General features: G+C 37.5%; 11 protein-coding genes. 8 read left to right on the top strand and 3 right to left on the bottom strand.

Annotation, left to right across the window (positions count from 1 at the left end):
* The first annotated feature begins 113 nt into the window (after window positions 1–113).
* The 3 genes from sufD (at window position 114) to CGC47_RS08415 (ending at window position 3462) form a co-directional block, all read left to right on the top strand.
* Window positions 114–1412 (top strand): Fe-S cluster assembly protein SufD, encoded by a 1299-nt coding sequence (gene sufD / locus CGC47_RS08405; RefSeq protein ID WP_095900233.1) that lies wholly within the window; start codon window positions 114–116, stop codon window positions 1410–1412.
* A 109-nt stretch (window positions 1413–1521) separates the two neighbouring features.
* A complete protein-coding gene (locus CGC47_RS08410; RefSeq protein ID WP_082025313.1) occupies window positions 1522–2754 on the top strand; it encodes a DUF3667 domain-containing protein in 1233 nt (410 codons plus the stop codon).
* 180 nt (window positions 2755–2934) lie between these two features.
* On the top strand, window positions 2935–3462 hold the full coding sequence (locus tag CGC47_RS08415; RefSeq protein WP_109861770.1) for a thermonuclease family protein: 528 nt from the start codon (window positions 2935–2937) through the stop codon (window positions 3460–3462).
* Window positions 3463–3537: 75 nt separating this feature from the next.
* Here the strand turns inward: CGC47_RS08415 and CGC47_RS08420 are convergent, their stop codons facing one another.
* The 3 genes from CGC47_RS08420 to CGC47_RS08430 form a co-directional block, all read right to left on the bottom strand.
* On the bottom strand, window positions 3538–6333 hold the full coding sequence (locus tag CGC47_RS08420; protein ID WP_042000732.1) for a 2-oxoglutarate dehydrogenase E1 component: 2796 nt from the start codon (window positions 6331–6333) through the stop codon (window positions 3538–3540).
* A 73-nt stretch (window positions 6334–6406) separates the two neighbouring features.
* Window positions 6407–6793 carry a hypothetical protein gene (locus CGC47_RS08425; RefSeq protein WP_041988047.1) on the bottom strand — a complete coding sequence of 129 codons (387 nt, stop codon included), beginning with the start codon at window positions 6791–6793 and terminating at the stop codon, window positions 6407–6409.
* Between the two features lie 6 nt (window positions 6794–6799).
* Window positions 6800–7924 carry a DNA polymerase III subunit gene (locus CGC47_RS08430; RefSeq protein ID WP_042000738.1) on the bottom strand — a complete coding sequence of 375 codons (1125 nt, stop codon included), beginning with the start codon at window positions 7922–7924 and terminating at the stop codon, window positions 6800–6802.
* Between the two features lie 136 nt (window positions 7925–8060).
* Here CGC47_RS08430 and kbl point away from each other — a divergent pair, with 136 nt between their 5' ends.
* The 5 genes from kbl to CGC47_RS08455 all read left to right on the top strand — a co-directional run bounded on the left by kbl (window position 8061) and on the right by CGC47_RS08455 (window position 16898).
* On the top strand, window positions 8061–9257 hold the full coding sequence (gene kbl / locus CGC47_RS08435) for a glycine C-acetyltransferase (RefSeq protein ID WP_044729694.1): 1197 nt from the start codon (window positions 8061–8063) through the stop codon (window positions 9255–9257).
* A gap of 101 nt (window positions 9258–9358) precedes the next feature.
* Window positions 9359–10720 carry an OmpA family protein gene (locus CGC47_RS08440; protein WP_042000741.1) on the top strand — a complete coding sequence of 454 codons (1362 nt, stop codon included), beginning with the start codon at window positions 9359–9361 and terminating at the stop codon, window positions 10718–10720.
* Between the two features lie 150 nt (window positions 10721–10870).
* Window positions 10871–13873, top strand: coding sequence for a tetratricopeptide repeat protein (locus CGC47_RS08445; protein WP_095900235.1), 3003 nt, complete (start codon window positions 10871–10873; stop codon window positions 13871–13873).
* Between the two features lie 24 nt (window positions 13874–13897).
* Window positions 13898–15634 (top strand): TonB-dependent receptor, encoded by a 1737-nt coding sequence (locus tag CGC47_RS08450; protein ID WP_095900236.1) that lies wholly within the window; start codon window positions 13898–13900, stop codon window positions 15632–15634.
* An 883-nt stretch (window positions 15635–16517) separates the two neighbouring features.
* The gene (locus CGC47_RS08455) at window positions 16518–16898 is read left to right on the top strand and encodes an HU family DNA-binding protein (RefSeq protein ID WP_013996414.1); all 381 of its coding nucleotides are present in this window, start codon (window positions 16518–16520) and stop codon (window positions 16896–16898) included.
* Window positions 16899–16959 lie beyond the last annotated feature (61 nt).

The following is a 16959-nucleotide window of genomic DNA, read 5'->3' on the forward strand; positions in this document are numbered from 1 at the left end:
TTTATTTTATACATAAAATTACAGACCTTTGCGCTGGTTTTACAGAAAGAAATTTTTTCTGAAAAAGTAGCTAACTAATACTATATTACAATCACAAACAGAAGATTTTAAAAATGAATTTACAAGAAAAATGGTTGTCTTCTTTTGATAAATTTCAAAACAGAGAAGATTTTTTACATAATACTCGTAACCAATCGATTGCATATTTTAGAGAGAAAGGATTCCCTACCCGAAAAGACGAGGCTTGGAAATATACTTCCTTAAAAGACTTACTAAATCATAATTTTGAAATAGTACAAAGTGTTAAAAACCAAGTATCTGTCGAACAAATTCAGCCTTTTTTATTAGAAACAGATAGTTATAAGGTGGTATTTGTTGATGGTTTTTTCAATGATGAATTGTCTGACATCAACTCGGACGAAATTTTGATTTCACCTTTAAGCGAAATTTTAAAATCAGACAAAGGGAAGGAGTTTTCAGAAAAGCACCTGAACCAAGAAACTCGTAAAGATGATGTTTTCACGGCATTAAACACGGCATTTATTCAAGAAGGAATATGCATCTATGTGGCTAAAAATAAGGTGATTGAAAAACCAATTCAATTACTTTTTGTTACCTCTAATACGGAGATTTCCCTTTGTTTACAACCGCGTAATATTATTGAAGTAGGCGAAAATGCACAAGTTAAAATCATAGAAACACATCAGAACCTTTCTTCTCAACCAATGCTTACCAATTCGGTTACTGAAATTTTTGTTGAGGACAATGCTTTACTGGATTATTACAAGGTACAGAATGACAATCAACAAGCTTCACTTATTGACAATACTTACATTTCACAACAGAAAAATAGCAATGCTTCTGTACATACTTTTTCATTTGGAGGTGCATTAACACGAAACAATTTAAACTTTTTCCATCACGGAGAGCATTTAGAATCTACCTTAAAGGGAATAACTATTCTTTCTGATAACCAACACGTTGATCACTATACTTTGGTGAATCACGCTCAGCCCAATTGCGAAAGCCATCAGGATTATAAAACTATTCTTTCTGATAAAAGCGCTGGTGTATTTAATGGGAAAATTATGGTAGAAAAAATTGCTCAGAAAACCAATGCATATCAGCAAAATGACACCATTTTACTTTCCGATAAGGCAAACATCAATACCAAACCTCAGCTCGAAATTTTCGCAGATGATGTAAAATGTTCTCACGGATGTACCGTAGGAGAACTTAACAAAGAAGCCTTATTCTACTTGCAAGCCCGCGGTATTCCCAAAAAAGAAGGTGAGGCGTTACTGACTTACGCTTTTGCCAATACCGTTTTGGATACCATAAAAATTCCCGCATTGAAGGATTACGTAAGTCAGTTAGTTTCCAAAAAATTAGGTGTGAATATCAATTTATAATCAAGTACTTAAAGAGGTTGTCTGAAAAAGTTTTGGACAACCTCTCCAGTATTTATTTAGTAATATTTTTCTTATTGATTTTTAGTAAAATAGCTGTTTTTTTTAAAAAATGGGGATAAAAACACGAAAACGAATCTCCCAATGCCCGAATTGCCAAACAATGCTTTCCGCAAGGGATAACTTTTGCCCCAATTGCGGACAAGAAAATCATTACAACAACCACTCTATCAAAGAATTATTGAACGATTTTTTCGCATCGTTCATAAACTTTGACAACAAAATATGGAATAGCTTAAAAACAATTCTGCTACGCCCTGGGCAAATCACCAAACAATACGTTGAAGGTAAACGCATTCGATTTGTGCCTCCTTTCAAATTGTATCTGTTTTTTTCGTTCATTTTCTTTGTAATGATGAGTTTTTCTTTTCAGAAAGCCTCACATTCTGATTTTTCTCGAAAAATATTAAACCGAATTAACCAAGTCATCGCTTCGGAAACGTTAAATATCTCCGAAAAAGAATACAACAGACTCAAAAACGCCAATTCTGATGTAATAAAATCATTTATTGATAGCGTTTTTGCATACAAAACAAAATGGAATCGAACTAAAAAGGAGGATTTCTACAATTTGGTAAATAAAAATGTACTTTCAGATTTCCGAGTGGGCATTTCAGAGAATAATTTTTCTATCGGGACACAAAAAAGTTTCCTTTCCTACGATATTTTTCTGGAAAAGAAGCCTCAATTTGATACCATTCTCATATTAAATCATCAAATTACGCGTAAAGAACTGAAATTGGTATATGACGACAAAGCAAAATTAGATTCGTTAGTTACAACCAAATGGAAAAAGTTAGGATATTTCAAACAAATTGAACTTAAAAATCTCATTCATAAAACAGGGGTGTTTTCTTTCGGAAATGTAACCCAAATGACTGAATTTATTGATAAAGAAATAAATAAATATTTGTCAATCGCTTCTTATACCATTATTTTAATGATGCCTTTTGTATCATTACTTCTACTTATTTTCTTTCGTAAAAAGCACAAAAAACTATACGTACACCTGATTCATTCATTGCATTTACATTCAACGATATACCTGTTTACCAGTATTTTGATGGGAATATTCTTAATCACAGGGCTAAATGCTTTGTTTTGGGGGTTGTACATACTTTTTGTTATTGGATTAGTCGTGTATTTTATTACTTCTAACCGAGTTTTGTATCAAGAAAGAAAGTCTATAACCGTGTTAAAATCAATATTTTTAATTGCCTTGTACTTTATAATTTCCTTATTGATAGCTTTTTACATCGGGCTTATTTCAGTTGCGTACATATAAGGTTTTGGTGATTTTGTAAAAGGTAGATGAACGTTTTTGAGTTAGGCTCACAATAATTAAAACCTTATGATTATGGAATAGCTCAAACTTCCAATGCTATGTGGGAAATCACGTACGACTTATTTTGTTTGTCTTTTTAAAGAATTATTTTTGCGGACGAAACTTATCAAATATAAAACTATGCATTTTATCTACTCATTATTGGTTGCTTTTTTGCTTTTTTCTTGTTCTAAGCAAGAGGAAGTAGCCCAAATTCAAAAAAAATATGATTTTTCGGTTAAAGTCATTCGTATTTCCGACGGAGACTCATTTGTAGGGCTAAATGATGCACAACAGCAGATGCGTTTGCGCATTCACGGTATTGATGCCCCAGAGAGTGGACAGCCGTACGGTAAAAAAGCCAAACAAAAGCTTTCCGAATTTATCTTCGGAAAACAAATTTATTTGAAAGTGCTTGATACAGACCGTTATGGAAGGAAAATTGTAAAAATACAAACCAACCATATCTCCGATGTAGGATTAGAAATGATAAAATCGGGATTGGCTTGGCATTATATAAAATATGATAACTCCCACCAATATTCTCAGGCTCAAGATAATGCACGTAACTTGGAATTAGGGCTTTGGCACGATGCTTCACCTACGCCACCTTGGCAATGGCGCTCACAAAAACGTAAATCATCTGCTAAAAAAGTGTTTTTAAGGTAAATAAATTTCATAAAAAAGTAGAGACCAATTTAAAAAATTGGTCTCTACTTTTTGAGGTTATTTCATAGGCAAAAATTAGTTTTTGCGATGGTCGATATTAGAATCAAAAACTGCATTGATGGCTTGTTGGTGGTATTTTCTGTCACGGGTGTAGCTTCCTGGTGCAGGAGCGGAAGCGGCTCTAACACAAGCCAACCGCCATTTTATCCAATCAAAATACATCAGCATATAGCCGTAAGCTCCCATATTTTTAGGTTCTTCTTGTGCCCATACGTAGTCGTCCGCTTTTTTGTATTTAGCAATAACAGCTTTGATTTGTTGGGTTGGCAAAGGGAATAATTGCTCAATACGTATCAAGGCTACATCATCTCTACCTAATTTCTCTCTTTCAGCTTTAAGATCATAATAGAATTTTCCAGAGCAGAACACTAGAGTTTTAACCTTTTTGGGGTCAACGTTGGGGTCATCAATAACCTCTTGAAATTGCCCATTGGCTAAGTCATTTATAGGAGACACTACTTCTGGGTGGCGGAGCAAGCTCTTCGGAGAGAAAACGACTAAAGGTTTGCGGAAATCCGTTTTCATTTGTCGGCGTAACAAGTGGAAAATATTGGCAGGAGTAGTACAATTGGCAACATACATATTTTTGTTTGCACAAAGTTGCAAATAACGCTCAATACGTGCCGAGGAGTGCTCTGAACCTTGCCCCTCATAGCCGTGAGGTAGTAATAGTACCACGCCATTTTGATTTTTCCATTTGTCTTCTCCGCAGCAAACGTATTGGTCAATCATAATTTGAGCTCCGTTTGAAAAATCACCAAATTGAGCTTCCCAAATGGTTAATGTGTTAGGACTTGCTAAAGCGTATCCGTATTCAAAACCTAAAACCCCATATTCAGACAGCAAAGAGTTATAGACGTAAAAATTTCCTTTTGAAAATTTTTCTTTGTTTTTAAGTTGATCAAGCATTACCACTTCTTCTTCCAAATCTTCCGATTTAACAACAGCGTGGCGGTGTGAAAAAGTACCCCGCTGTACATCTTGCCCAGTCAATCTTACATCAAAGCCTTCGGTGAGTAGCGTAGCAAAAGCCAAATGTTCAGCCATTCCCCAATCTACGGTATGGTTGTTGAAGAATCCGTCTTTTCTGTCAGATATAATTTTCTTTATTTTATTGATGAATCCTTTATCAGAGGGTAATTCAGTAATTATTTGAGCAATTTCTGACAAGTCATCGGCATTGAATTTTGTGTTTACCTTTTCTAACATTTTTTCTTGTGAGGCAATTTCAAAACCTTGCCACTCATCTTGCATAAAGGGCTTTATCACTGTTAGCGTTTCTTGGCGTGATGCTTCTAAGTCCACTTCAAGTTTTGCCTTATACTCGGCTTCAATGTTGCCAACGTAACCCTCTTCAATAATGCTTTGTTCCGATAATTTTTTTGCGTAAATGGTTCTAGGATTATCGTGTTTTGCGATGATTTTATACAGCTTAGGTTGTGTAAATCGAGGTTCATCGCCCTCATTGTGTCCGTATTTTCGATAGCCCAATAGGTCAATAAAGATATCGGTACCGAAAGTCATTCGGTAATCCAGAGCAAAAAGAAAAGTGTGTACAACGGCTTCTGTATCGTCCGAGTTTACGTGAAGTACAGGCGAATTGGTCACTTTGGCGATATCGGTGCAGTAGGTTCCCGAACGCGCATCGGTATTATTGGTGGTAAATCCAACTTGATTGTTGATTACGATATGAATGGTTCCTCCAGTTTTAAAGCCTTTTAATTTCGCCATTTGAATCACCTCGTAAACCAAACCTTGCCCGGCAATGGCAGCATCGCCGTGTATGGCAACGGGTAATACTTTTGAAATGTCATTAGGGAAATAGCGGTCTTGTTTAGCACGTGTAATTCCTTCGATAACAGCACTAACGGTCTCTAAATGCGAAGGGTTTGGAGCTAAATTTAGATTTATTTTTTTGCCCGAAGGGGTAACCCTTTCGGAAGTTAATCCTAAATGATATTTAACATCTCCATCGAAATTTTCAACTTCGTAATCTTTTCCGTCAAATTCTGAAAAAATATCTTGAGGTGATTTTTTTAAAATATTGGCAAGTACATTTAAGCGACCACGATGCGCCATTCCCATTACAAAATGTTCAACACCTTGTTCCGCAGCAGTATTGATAACAAAATCCAAAGCTGGAATAATAGCCTCGCCACCTTCTAAAGAAAAACGTTTTTGCCCTACATATTTAGTGTGTAAAAAGTTTTCAAAAGAAACGGCTTCATTGAGTTTATTAAGGATTTGTATTTTTTCGTTTTTATTGAAATTAGGCTGATTTGCATTTTTTTGCAAACGTTCTTGAATCCACGTTATGGTTTTGGGCTCACGAATGTAGGTATATTCGATGCCCACAGAGGCACAAAATATCTTATTGAGTTGTTCAATGATGTTACGAAGTGAAGTAGGCTGTAACCCAATTTCCTTAGCGGAATCAAAAACGGTATCTAAATCGGTAGGGGTAAGCCCGTAATTTTCGATACTCAAATCAGGTTTATGAAGTTCTCGCTCACGTATTGGGTTGGTTTTGGTAAACAGATGTCCGTGAGTTCTGTATCCGTTGATAAGGTTGATTACTTTAAACTCTTTTTGTAGTTTTTCACAAACGAAACTGCCTTCGGTGTCGTTTGAGATTTGCTGGACTACCGTTTCAACGGCTTGTTCGTATCCGTAATTTTCCTGTGCAAAGTCAAAACCTTGGAAGAAAGCCCTCCAGCTAGGTTCAATGGCATCTGGATTTTCAAGATATCTTTCGTATAGTTCTCCAAAATAAGCCGTACTTGCGGCATTCAAAAAAGAATATTTATCCATATCATATATGTATTGGTAGTAAAGACAAAGATATAATTTAGTTTTATATTTTTTACTTTTTTTGTTTTTTATTTCAGGTCAAAGCTGTTAGTGTGAATGCGGCGAAACAAATTAGAAAATATAGGGCAATGCCTCGGGCGCTTTCATAGTCTTTCACAAGGCGTTGTCCTATCAGGAAAATACATAATATTGAGGTGCTTAAAAAAACACCTAACTCGCCAAAGAATATTTTGTAGCCAAGAACTGCTTCTACAATTCCAGTTAAAAGTAGCGCAGAAGCGATACTTTCCAAGATGATGATGACCATCAAAATCGGTTTTATAGGTTTGCCGATAAAGGTATTCTTAAAATAAGATTGATAGTAATTTACCGAGGATTTAAAATCTACAATTTTTTCAAAGGCGCTAAATCCGAAGGTAATTAACAGAAAAAGTAACGAAAAAATCAGTGCGTATTTCATCAAAAATTACTTTGGAGTGTGTAGCAATCGAGTTAATTTGATAGATAAATCAGTGAAAATCATTTTGGCATTTCCATTTCGTTCGATATTCAGGAAAGCCTCTTCAATTTGATTGTGAATTGGCTCAATATTCTTTCCGTGAATAAAAGGAGCGAATTTTTGTAACTGGAAAGAGGGGTCTTTAAACTGCGTGTAAACCAAACTGCCTGACTGATAATTTAAAAGAAGCGCTTGTCGGAAAACTTCACAGCAATACATCAGAAATTGTTTCTGCATTTCACGTCCTGTAGCAGCAACCTCTTCGCTCCATTGCAATAATCCGTGTATGGCGGTTTTGTTTCCCTTTGCTCTGAAAGCAGTTCTCACCCATAAGATAAACCATTTTTCAAAAATATCATCTTCACCGCTATTGTTTAAAAAGGAAAGTGCCTTATTGTAATTTCCTTGTGCTCGAAGTGCTATTTTGGTAGCTTCGGTTGGGATAACTCCTTTTTTCTGTAATGCTTCTTTTATGGTGTTTTCTCCCAAAGGAGGAAATCGAAGTATTTGGCATCGTGATTTTATAGTTTCTAAAATGGCATTTTCATCTTCTGTAACTAAAAGGAAGATAGTTTGAGTAGGAGGCTCTTCCAATAATTTGAGTAATTTATTGGCTGCTTCGGTATTCATCTTTTCCGCCATCCAGATAATCATTACCTTATAACCGCCCTCAAAGGCTTTAAGGGAGAGTTTGGCGCTGATTTCTTTTGCTTCATTGACACTGATGTTACCTTGTTTATTTTCAATTCCTAAGTGAATATACCAATCGAAGAGGCTACCATAGGGCTGCTGCTCTATAAAAGCTTTCCATTCGTCGGTAAAAAGGGAACTTACAGGGTCTTTTTTTACTTTATTAGTAGTTGCTGTGGGGAAGATATAATGCAAATCGGGGTGCGAAAAATGCCGACATTTTGCAAGGCAAGTTTCGTTTTCTTGACATAAAATATAGGAAGCATAGGCAATTGCCATAGGTAGTGTGCCACATCCTTCAGGACCTACAAATAATTGAGCGTGAGCGATTCTGTTGGCTTGAATGCTGTTTTTCAAGTGTTTTTTGACGGATTCGTAACCGATGATATCTTCAAAAGTCATAATTGTTGTAAAATAACAAAAGTAATTCTTTTTCTCATTAGAAGCAATATGCCTGAAAAACATTCGTAATTTGTTTTGATGGTACCAAAAGAATTTTGTAATTTTGTGCTGTTAAACGTCAATTGAATCCCACATTATGTACGGAAAAATAAAAGAGCATCTTCAAGCCGAACTAAAAAACATTGAAGAGGCTGGATTGTATAAAAAAGAACGAATAATAACTTCAAAACAAGGTGCAGAAATTAAAATTGCTTCAGGGCAAGAGGTAATCAACTTTTGTGCAAATAATTATCTGGGGCTTTCTGCTCATCCTGAGGTTATTCAGGCTGCGAAAGAAACTCTTGATACACACGGGTTTGGAATGTCCTCAGTGCGTTTTATATGTGGTACGCAAGATATCCATAAAGAGTTAGAAAAGAAAATCGCTGATTTTTATGGAACTGAAGATACTATATTGTACGCGGCGGCTTTCGATGCTAATGGAGGTGTTTTTGAGCCGTTATTTTCTGCGCAAGACGCTATCATATCCGACTCGCTAAATCACGCCTCTATAATTGACGGTGTGCGTTTGTGTAAAGCAATGCGTTTTCGGTATGAAAACAGCAATATGGCAGATTTAGAAGAAAGGTTGAAAGAGGCTTCTGCCGCTAACGCTCGGTTTAAAATCATAGTAACCGATGGTGTCTTCTCAATGGATGGTGTGGTCGCTCCGCTTGATAAAATATGTGATTTAGCTGATAAATATGATGCTTTGGTAATGGTCGATGAATGCCACGCAGCTGGATTCATTGGTGCGACAGGAAAAGGTACTTTAGAGGCTAAAAAAGTGATGGGGCGTGTGGATATTGTTACTGGAACTCTTGGCAAAGCTCTTGGTGGTGCTATGGGTGGATATACCACAGGTAAGAAAGAAATTATTGAAATTTTGCGTCAGCGTTCAAGACCTTATTTGTTTTCCAATTCGTTGGCACCAGCCATAGTAGGGGCTTCTATTAAGGTTTTTGATTTGATTTCTAAAGACACCTCTTTAAGGGATAAATTGGAGTGGAATACCAATTATTTCAAAAAAGGAATGAAAGAAGCAGGTTTTGATATAATTGAAGGGGATAGTGCCATAGTTCCCGTAATGCTCTATGACGCCAAAATATCACAAATAATGGCAGATAAACTTTTAGAGAAAGGCATTTACGTGATTGGGTTCTTCTATCCTGTAGTGCCTAAAGATAAGGCCCGTATTAGAGTACAATTATCTGCGGCACATACGCAACAGCATCTAGATAAGGCAATTAAAGCTTTTACAGAAGTAGGCAAGGAGTTAGGAGTGATACGTTAAGTGTTAATTTTAATAAAAAAAGTGGCTAGTTTTGAATTTTATATCAAAAAAATACTTAACTTGCCCCCCAAAAAGTAGTAATCAAAAATTCGTTTTTAAGTATGAAGAAAATTAGAGTGATTTTTTTAGCTTTAGCTTCTGCGGTAACAGTAGGGGTTCAAGCGCAAGATGCAAACAATCCGTGGGTAATCGGGTTTGGAGTTAATTCAGTGGATGTTCGTGGTCCTCACGAAATAGGTGATTTCTTCAAAGATTGGGCTGGACCAAAAGATTTGAATATCCTTCCTGCAATTTCAAGACTTTCAGTAGGAAGATATATCGGAGCAGGGTTCTCTGCTGAGGTTTCTGGTTCTTTGAACAAAATTGAAAAAGGATACCTTTACCAAGAAGGAGATGCAAAAGTTGACCAAGCTTTTTGGGGAGTAGATGCTCGTGGTAAATATCACATCAACAACTTATGGTCTGGTGCTCGTTGGTTTGATCCTTATGCACAAGCAGGTGTAGGTTACGCAAGCATTGACGATGTTAACAAATTCACTGTTGTAGGTGGCGGTGGAGCTAACTTCTGGTTCACAGAAAACATAGGATTAAACCTACAAACTACTTATAACCGTGATTGGACAAACACTACAGGTTTTGACTATTTCCAACATTCAGTGGGTGTAGCTATCAAATTTGGTGGTAAAGACACTGATGGAGATGGTGTATTCGACAAAGATGATGCTTGTCCAGAGGTAGCTGGTTTGAAAGAATTCAACGGATGTCCTGATACTGACGGTGACGGAATCGCTGATAAAGATGATGCTTGTCCAGAACAAGCAGGTACAAAGGCATTCAATGGATGTCCTGACACTGATGGTGACGGAATTGCTGACAAAGATGATGCTTGTCCAGAAGTAGCTGGTTTGAAACAATTCAACGGATGTCCTGACACTGACGGTGACGGAGTTGCTGATAAAGATGATGCTTGTCCTAATGAAGCTGGTCCTAAAGAAAACAAAGGTTGTCCTCACAGAGACAGAGACAATGATGGTGTTCTTGATAAAGATGATTTGTGTCCAGATGAGGCAGGAACAAAAGCTAACAAAGGTTGTCCTGAAGTAACTAAAGAAGTTCAAGATTCATTGAATAGCTACGCTAAAACAATCTTGTTTGAAACTGGTAAATCAAAAATCAGACCAGAGTCTGCTACCGTATTAGATCAAATCGTTACTGTATTGAACAAATATAAAAGTTCAAACTTCTCTATCGAAGGATATACTGATAGCACAGGAAGCAAAGCACTTAACGAAAGACTTTCTGACGAAAGAGCTAATGCCGTGAAAATCTACTTGATTGAAAAAGGTATTGATGCAAATCGTTTAACTGCAAAAGGTTTCGGACCAAGCAAACCAATTGCTTCTAACTCAACTGCAAAAGGAAGAGCTCTTAACCGTCGTGTTGAAATCAACTTGGTTAAGTAATTCTAAAAGTTAAATTGATAAACATTTCAAAAGGAGCGCCCTTGAGGTGCTCCTTTTTTTTATGACTTCTTTTATTAAGGTTAAAATTTTGTTTAATAGTTGTAGGAGTTGTTCAAAATTTGTAGGTTTGAGGACTGAAAATTTCATACGATGCGTAAATTTTATTTCTCTTTATTTTTCTTTGGGCTTTTATTACAAAGTGTATTTTCTCAATCCACAGAGGTAACTACCACTGACCAAGCCGACTTTCAGAAGGCGATGTCTTTGTACAATCGTAAACTTTACAAACCCGCACAACATTTGTTCCGTAAGGAACTTCTAAACACTAATGATGCTCAAATCAAGAGCAAGTGTGAATACTACGTAGCCTTGACAGCTATCAAATCAGGTGAAATAGGGGCAGAAAACCTTATGGAACGTTTTATGGAAAAATATCCTGACTCTCCTTTTGGGGCAAATGCTTATATTGATATCGCCGATTATTATTTTGGGCAAGGAAATTATAAAATGGCACTCCAATGGTACGATAAGGTAAATCCTACGGATGTGCATTGGCAAGACAAAGACCGTTTTAATTTTCAAAAGGGCTACGCTTTATTTACCGGCGGAAAAAGAAAAGAATCCGAGAAATATTTCAGCCAACTTCGGGGTTCTAAAGAATTTGGCGCTGAAGCCAACTATTATTTAGGGTATATTGCGTATGACTCGGAAGATTATTCTACAGCTTCTACTTATTTCGAAAGAGTCCAAGAAGATGAACAACTCAACAAGAATGTTTCTTATTTTCAGGCAGCGATGAATTTCAAGCAAGGCAAGTTTGAACAAGCCATCAGTGAAGGACTAAAACAGAAACAGAAAACGAAAAATCCGCAGGAACTCTCAGAAATAAATAAAATCATAGGAGAGAGTTACTTCAATTTGCAAAAATACGATGAGGCGTTACCATATTTGAAAGCATATAAAGGTAAGCGCGGACGTTATTCCAATACCGATTATTATTATTTAGGATACGTTTACTATAAAAATAAAGATTATAACCTTGCCATTGAGCAGTTTAATAAAATTGTGAGTGGGAAAGATGCCGTTGCTCAAAACGCTTACTATCATTTGGCAGAATGCTACTTAAACACCCATCAGAAGCAACAAGCACTCAATGCGTTCAGAAATGCCTATCAAATGGATTTCAATGATCAGATTAAAAAAGACGCCCATCTGAATTACGCTCGTTTGAGTTATGATATTGGTAATCCGTACGAAAGTGTGCCGAGTGTTCTGCTGGCGTATTCAAAAAATTACCCCAATGACCATAAGGAAGAGATACAAAGCTTGTTGATAGACTCTTATGTATCTTCGGGGGATTATCAAGCAGCCATTGACTTGCTGGAAAAGTCCACTCAGCCTAAGGATAAGGAAATTTATCAGAAAGTGGTTTTTTATCGCGGATTGGAGCTCTTCAATGAGGTGCAATACCAACCTGCACTAGCATATCTTCAAAAGGTAAAGGGCAACGATACCTTTGCTGCACGTGCTTTGTATTGGAGTGGCGAATGTGCTTACCAGTTAAAGGATTTTCAGGTAGCCAAAACATACTATACTCAGTTTCTTGCGCATCCCAAGGCTCAAACCACATCGGAATTTAAAAATATCTACTATAACTTGGCTTACGTAAACTTCAACTTGAAACAATATGCTACTGCTATAGAAAATTTTGAGCTTTATTTGAAATCGAATCCTAAAAATGCGATTTGGGAGAATGATGCGTACCTGCGTATGGCAGATAGCTATTTTGCCGAAGGGAAGTATTGGCCAGCAATGGAGGCTTATAATAAGGCAATTGGCAGTAAAGCCGTAGATGAGGATTATGCCGCCTTTCAGAAAGCCATCAGCTATGGGTTTGTTAATCGTGTTTCAAGAAAGATAGAAGATTTGGAGGCTTTTATCAAACGGTATAAAAATTCTAATTTAAGGCAAAATGCCCTATTTGAACTCGGGAATACCTACGTGAGTGAAGACAATACCACAAAGGCACTTCAGTATTATAGCCAACTTAAAAACGAGTATAAAAACGGAGAGCTTGTACCACGGGCTATGCTTCGTGAGGCGTTGGTGTACAATAACAAAGGGGATAATGCCCGTGCCCTTGCCCTATTTAAAGAGATTGCTAAAAACTATCCCAACACTACCGAAGCCAATCAAGCTGTGGCAACTGCCTTTCTCATCTATAAAGATATCGGTAAGGTAGATGAGTACGCTTCGTGGGCAAAAGGCTTAGGCTACGTAAAGGTAGTAGATGCTGAACTTGATATTGCCTCGTATGAGTCTGCTGAAAAACATTATTTGCAACAAAACCACAAAGAAGCCATTGCCGGATTTGAAAAGTACATCAGTCAATATCCGCAAGGGGTGTTGGTTAATAATGCTCGTTTCTATTTGGGGCAACTCTATTACCAACAGAATGATAAGAACAAGGCTTTACCTTTATTTGAAAAGGTGATTGAAGCTGGTACGGGTGAGTTTTTGGAACAAGCCTTGGCAAGAGTAAGCCAAATGTACTTGGATAAGGGAGAGTCGGCTAAGGCAAAATCCTTTTTGGAGCAGTTGGAAAACAAATCTGCCATTGCACAAAATCAGATATATGCACAATCCAACTTGATGCAGATTTCCTATCAAGAAAAACAATATCAAAAGGCAATTACCTATGCCAATAAGGTACTTTCGCAAAGCGGAGTAGATAGACGTATTCAAAACGATGCTCAGCGTATTTTGGCAAGGTCGTATATTCAAACCGGTGATGAGCCTAAGGCCAAAAAGGCGTATCAAGAGGTTGCAAAAACCGCAACCGGAAGTTTGGCGGCAGAGGCACTCTACTACGATGCTTATTTCAAAAATAAAGAACAAAACTACAAAGCCTCTAATGAGGTCGTACAGAAATTGGCTAAAGAATATGGCGGGTACAAAGAGTATGCTGCGAAAAGTTTGGTGATTATGGCGAAGAATTTCTATGCCTTAAACGATACGTATCAAGCCACTTACATCTTGGAAAACGTCATCAAGAATTTTGCAGGTTACCCCGAGGTAGTTGACCAGGCACAGAAAGAATTGAGCATAGTGAAGGCAGAGGCTGCCAAGAGCAATTCGTCGGTTGAATTATAGTGTAATGTTTAAAAATATCAGCAAATGAGTCGATTATATACAACAATCAAGATAGCTACACTCACCGTTTTTGGGGCGATGCCCGTACTCTTACAAGCACAAAACGGTAAGAGAGACTTAGGGGTTAAGGAGGTAAACGTGGTCAAATCATACACGCCTACCATTGCCGACGCCTATAAGAAGAAAGAAGATGCCAATTTGAAAGATTCCTTAACCTTGGCAAAAAAGCAAATCAACTACTCGATTTATTCGGTGCCCGTTGCCTCTACTTTCGTTCCTGAAAAGGGAAAGGCAGCTACGGTATTAAAAAACCGAAAATCGGTCTATAACAATTCGTATGCGGCTTTGGGCTTTGGTAATTACACCACGCTTTATGCCGATGCTTCCCTTTCAATTCCTACCACTAAGGAAAGCACTTTTTCGGTACTTTTTAATCATCTGTCTTCGGCAGCAAATGTTGAGAATGTAGTTCCGAAAAGTAACTTTGCCCAAACACAAGCCACATTGGGCTATGACTTTCTTAATAGTGATTTTAATTTTGGCATACAGCTCAATGGCGGGCGGCGTTTGCACAATTGGTACGGCGTTAAAAAGGGGGTGTACACCGATGCTGAACTTTCGGCACTGAACAACACGGCTCAAGCCTATATTGATTATGGGGCAAGAGGCTACTTCAATAGCCATAAATCTTTTTTTAAAGGAGTGGAGTTTGCTTTCGTAGGATTGACTGACGATTATAAAACATCAGAAACGCATCTAATCATAAAACCTGCTTTTGAGTTTGACCTTACCCAAAAAGAACAAACGTTCAGGCTTAGTGCCTTTTTTGACTATCTGAACGGAAAATTCAATCAAAGCTATTCGAACAACGAGGCACTGAAAAACAATTGGATGCTCTTTGGGCTGAACCCCGCCTACCATTATACCAATGCCGATTTGACCTTGAAGGCAGGGATAGGCTTTGCTTACGCCAGTTCCAATACGCAGGAGAGTGAGCACGGACTTTACCCCGATGTGGAAGTTTCCTACCGATTGCTCGACGACTACATCATCGGTAGTGCTTCGGCTCGAGGAATGATGCAACAGAATTCATTTAGCACCTTTACCAAAGAAAATCCGTTTGTTTCCCCTACTTTAACCTTAGCGCCAACCGATGTTAATTTTGATTTTTCAGTAGGGCTCAAAGGAAAAATCGACAGTAACCTTTCGTACCAATTGCAAGGCGGATACAAGCGATATGAAAATTTACCGATGTTCGTTACCCAATACCAGCCTTCGGTTTCGACTTTTGGCTATCAGCATTACAATGCCTTTAACGTAATTTACGACCAAGTGGACGAAGCTTTCTTTACCGTAGAACTCGGCGGAAACTTCGAGCGTATCGCTTTCTTTACCCTAAAGGGAAAAGTAAATACACACACCCCTAAAAACCAACCAGAGGCTTGGAACTTACCCCATAACCAATGGTCGCTTTACACCGATTTTAAAGTTACTGATGAGCTTTTTGTAGGCACTGATATTTTCTTTATAGGCAAACGTAAGGATTTGGATTACCCAATTTTTGGAGCAACAAATCCGTCTGCAGTGACTCTCAAAAGCTATATCGACTTAAATCTTCACGCCGATTATACCCTTAAAAATAGCTGGACAATTTTTGCTAAAATAAACAATATCCTTTCCGATAATTATCAGCATTGGCATTATTATCCCGTTCAAGGCATCCAATTTTTGGGTGGAATCAAATATCAGTTCAAACTCTAACAAAGGCAGAAGGGGTAAGTATAAAGGATAAAGTACAAAGAATAAAGGGAGGGAAGGATTAAGTTTCAAGTAATCAAAACCCAAGTGTGTTACACCCATTGCCCCTTTGAAGGGGCGGCTCGAAGAGCGGGGATGTATTCTATAAGATAAGGATAAAGGATAAAGTACAAAGGATAAAGGGAGGGAAGTTTTAAGTTTCAAACAGCCAAAATCCAAAGAATAAGGAGACGAAACCCAAGTAGCTAAAACGGCTTTCTTGTAGTTTTGCCTCCTTATTCCTTTTTACTTTTCCTTTCAATTCCTTGTTCCTTGTAACTTGCTCTTTTTTTCCTTGTAACTTGCCCCTTGTTTCTTGCTTCTCAAATAAAAACTACTGATAATTTGCTTTTTACGTATAAATATTTTATTTTTGACCAAGCGTTCATTAAAAAGCTTGTTTTCTTTGGTAAAAAAGATACTGAGCTTTCATTGAAAAGATGATAAGCTTTCATTGAAAAGATGCTAAGCTTTTTGCTAAAAGATACGTATCTTTTTATCAAAAGATGCTGAGCTTTTTTTAAAGGTAATTTGTGGAAGTTATTTTTTAGTCTTTTTGTTATGGGTAATTTTATCCTTTAAAATTATCGCATTATCCAGAGCTTCATCGGTTGTTTTCTTTAAGGAACAAGTGATGACAATGTAGCTTTCTTAATTAAGAGTACATCGGTACGATGAAAAAGAAAGCGACATTAGTGAGTATTTTACGCAATATTTTTCATCAGATTGATGTTGCAGTAAAAGTAAGGAAAGCTGAAAATTGTATTTTACCCATAAGGGTAGGGGGCAGTTCAGCGAGGTAACACTTCGTAAAGAACGAAGTAAGTAAACAAAAAAATTAAAGATTATGGCTGTTAAATTCAAAGCAGTACAGAAAAAGAATCCCCAGAAGCGTGATGAACCCGCTAAGTGGTATCCACAAGCCGTAGGTGATGGCGAAACCCGATTGCAGGACTTGGCTGACTATGCCTCGTCAGTTTCCACCGTATCCAAAGCCGATATTTTGGCGGTACTTGAAACGGTGTTTACCAAAGTCAGTAAAGACCTTTCCGAAGGGCACATTGTACACGTAGGGGAGTACTTTACCTTACAAATGGGGCTCTCGGGGCTTCCTTCCGATAAAGAAGAGGAAGTGAATGCTACCAAAGTTAAGAGTGGTCATATTCTTTTCCGTCCTGGCAAGATGCTAAGCGATATGGTAAAGTTAGCCACCTTTAAGAAGTTATAAGTTGAACCTTTAATGTCCGCCAAAGCACATGGCGGACTTCTTTTTGCAAAACCAACTTACT

The sequence above is a fragment of the Capnocytophaga canimorsus genome (assembly GCF_002302565.1).
Lineage (GTDB): Bacteria > Bacteroidota > Bacteroidia > Flavobacteriales > Flavobacteriaceae > Capnocytophaga > Capnocytophaga canimorsus.

Excerpts from the sequence above, each read along its gene's own strand:
- sufD (WP_095900233.1), top strand. The coding sequence starts at position 114 with ATGAATTTACAAGAAAAATGGTTGTCTTCTTTTGATAAATTTCAAAAC.
- CGC47_RS08410 (WP_082025313.1), top strand. The coding sequence starts at position 1,522 with ATGGGGATAAAAACACGAAAACGAATCTCCCAATGCCCGAATTGCCAA.
- CGC47_RS08415 (WP_109861770.1), top strand. The coding sequence starts at position 2,935 with ATGCATTTTATCTACTCATTATTGGTTGCTTTTTTGCTTTTTTCTTGT.
- CGC47_RS08420 (WP_042000732.1), bottom strand. The coding sequence starts at position 6,333 with ATGGATAAATATTCTTTTTTGAATGCCGCAAGTACGGCTTATTTTGGA.
- CGC47_RS08425 (WP_041988047.1), bottom strand. The coding sequence starts at position 6,793 with ATGAAATACGCACTGATTTTTTCGTTACTTTTTCTGTTAATTACCTTC.
- CGC47_RS08430 (WP_042000738.1), bottom strand. The coding sequence starts at position 7,924 with ATGACTTTTGAAGATATCATCGGTTACGAATCCGTCAAAAAACACTTG.
- kbl (WP_044729694.1), top strand. The coding sequence starts at position 8,061 with ATGTACGGAAAAATAAAAGAGCATCTTCAAGCCGAACTAAAAAACATT.
- CGC47_RS08440 (WP_042000741.1), top strand. The coding sequence starts at position 9,359 with ATGAAGAAAATTAGAGTGATTTTTTTAGCTTTAGCTTCTGCGGTAACA.
- CGC47_RS08445 (WP_095900235.1), top strand. The coding sequence starts at position 10,871 with ATGCGTAAATTTTATTTCTCTTTATTTTTCTTTGGGCTTTTATTACAA.
- CGC47_RS08450 (WP_095900236.1), top strand. The coding sequence starts at position 13,898 with ATGAGTCGATTATATACAACAATCAAGATAGCTACACTCACCGTTTTT.
- CGC47_RS08455 (WP_013996414.1), top strand. The coding sequence starts at position 16,518 with ATGGCTGTTAAATTCAAAGCAGTACAGAAAAAGAATCCCCAGAAGCGT.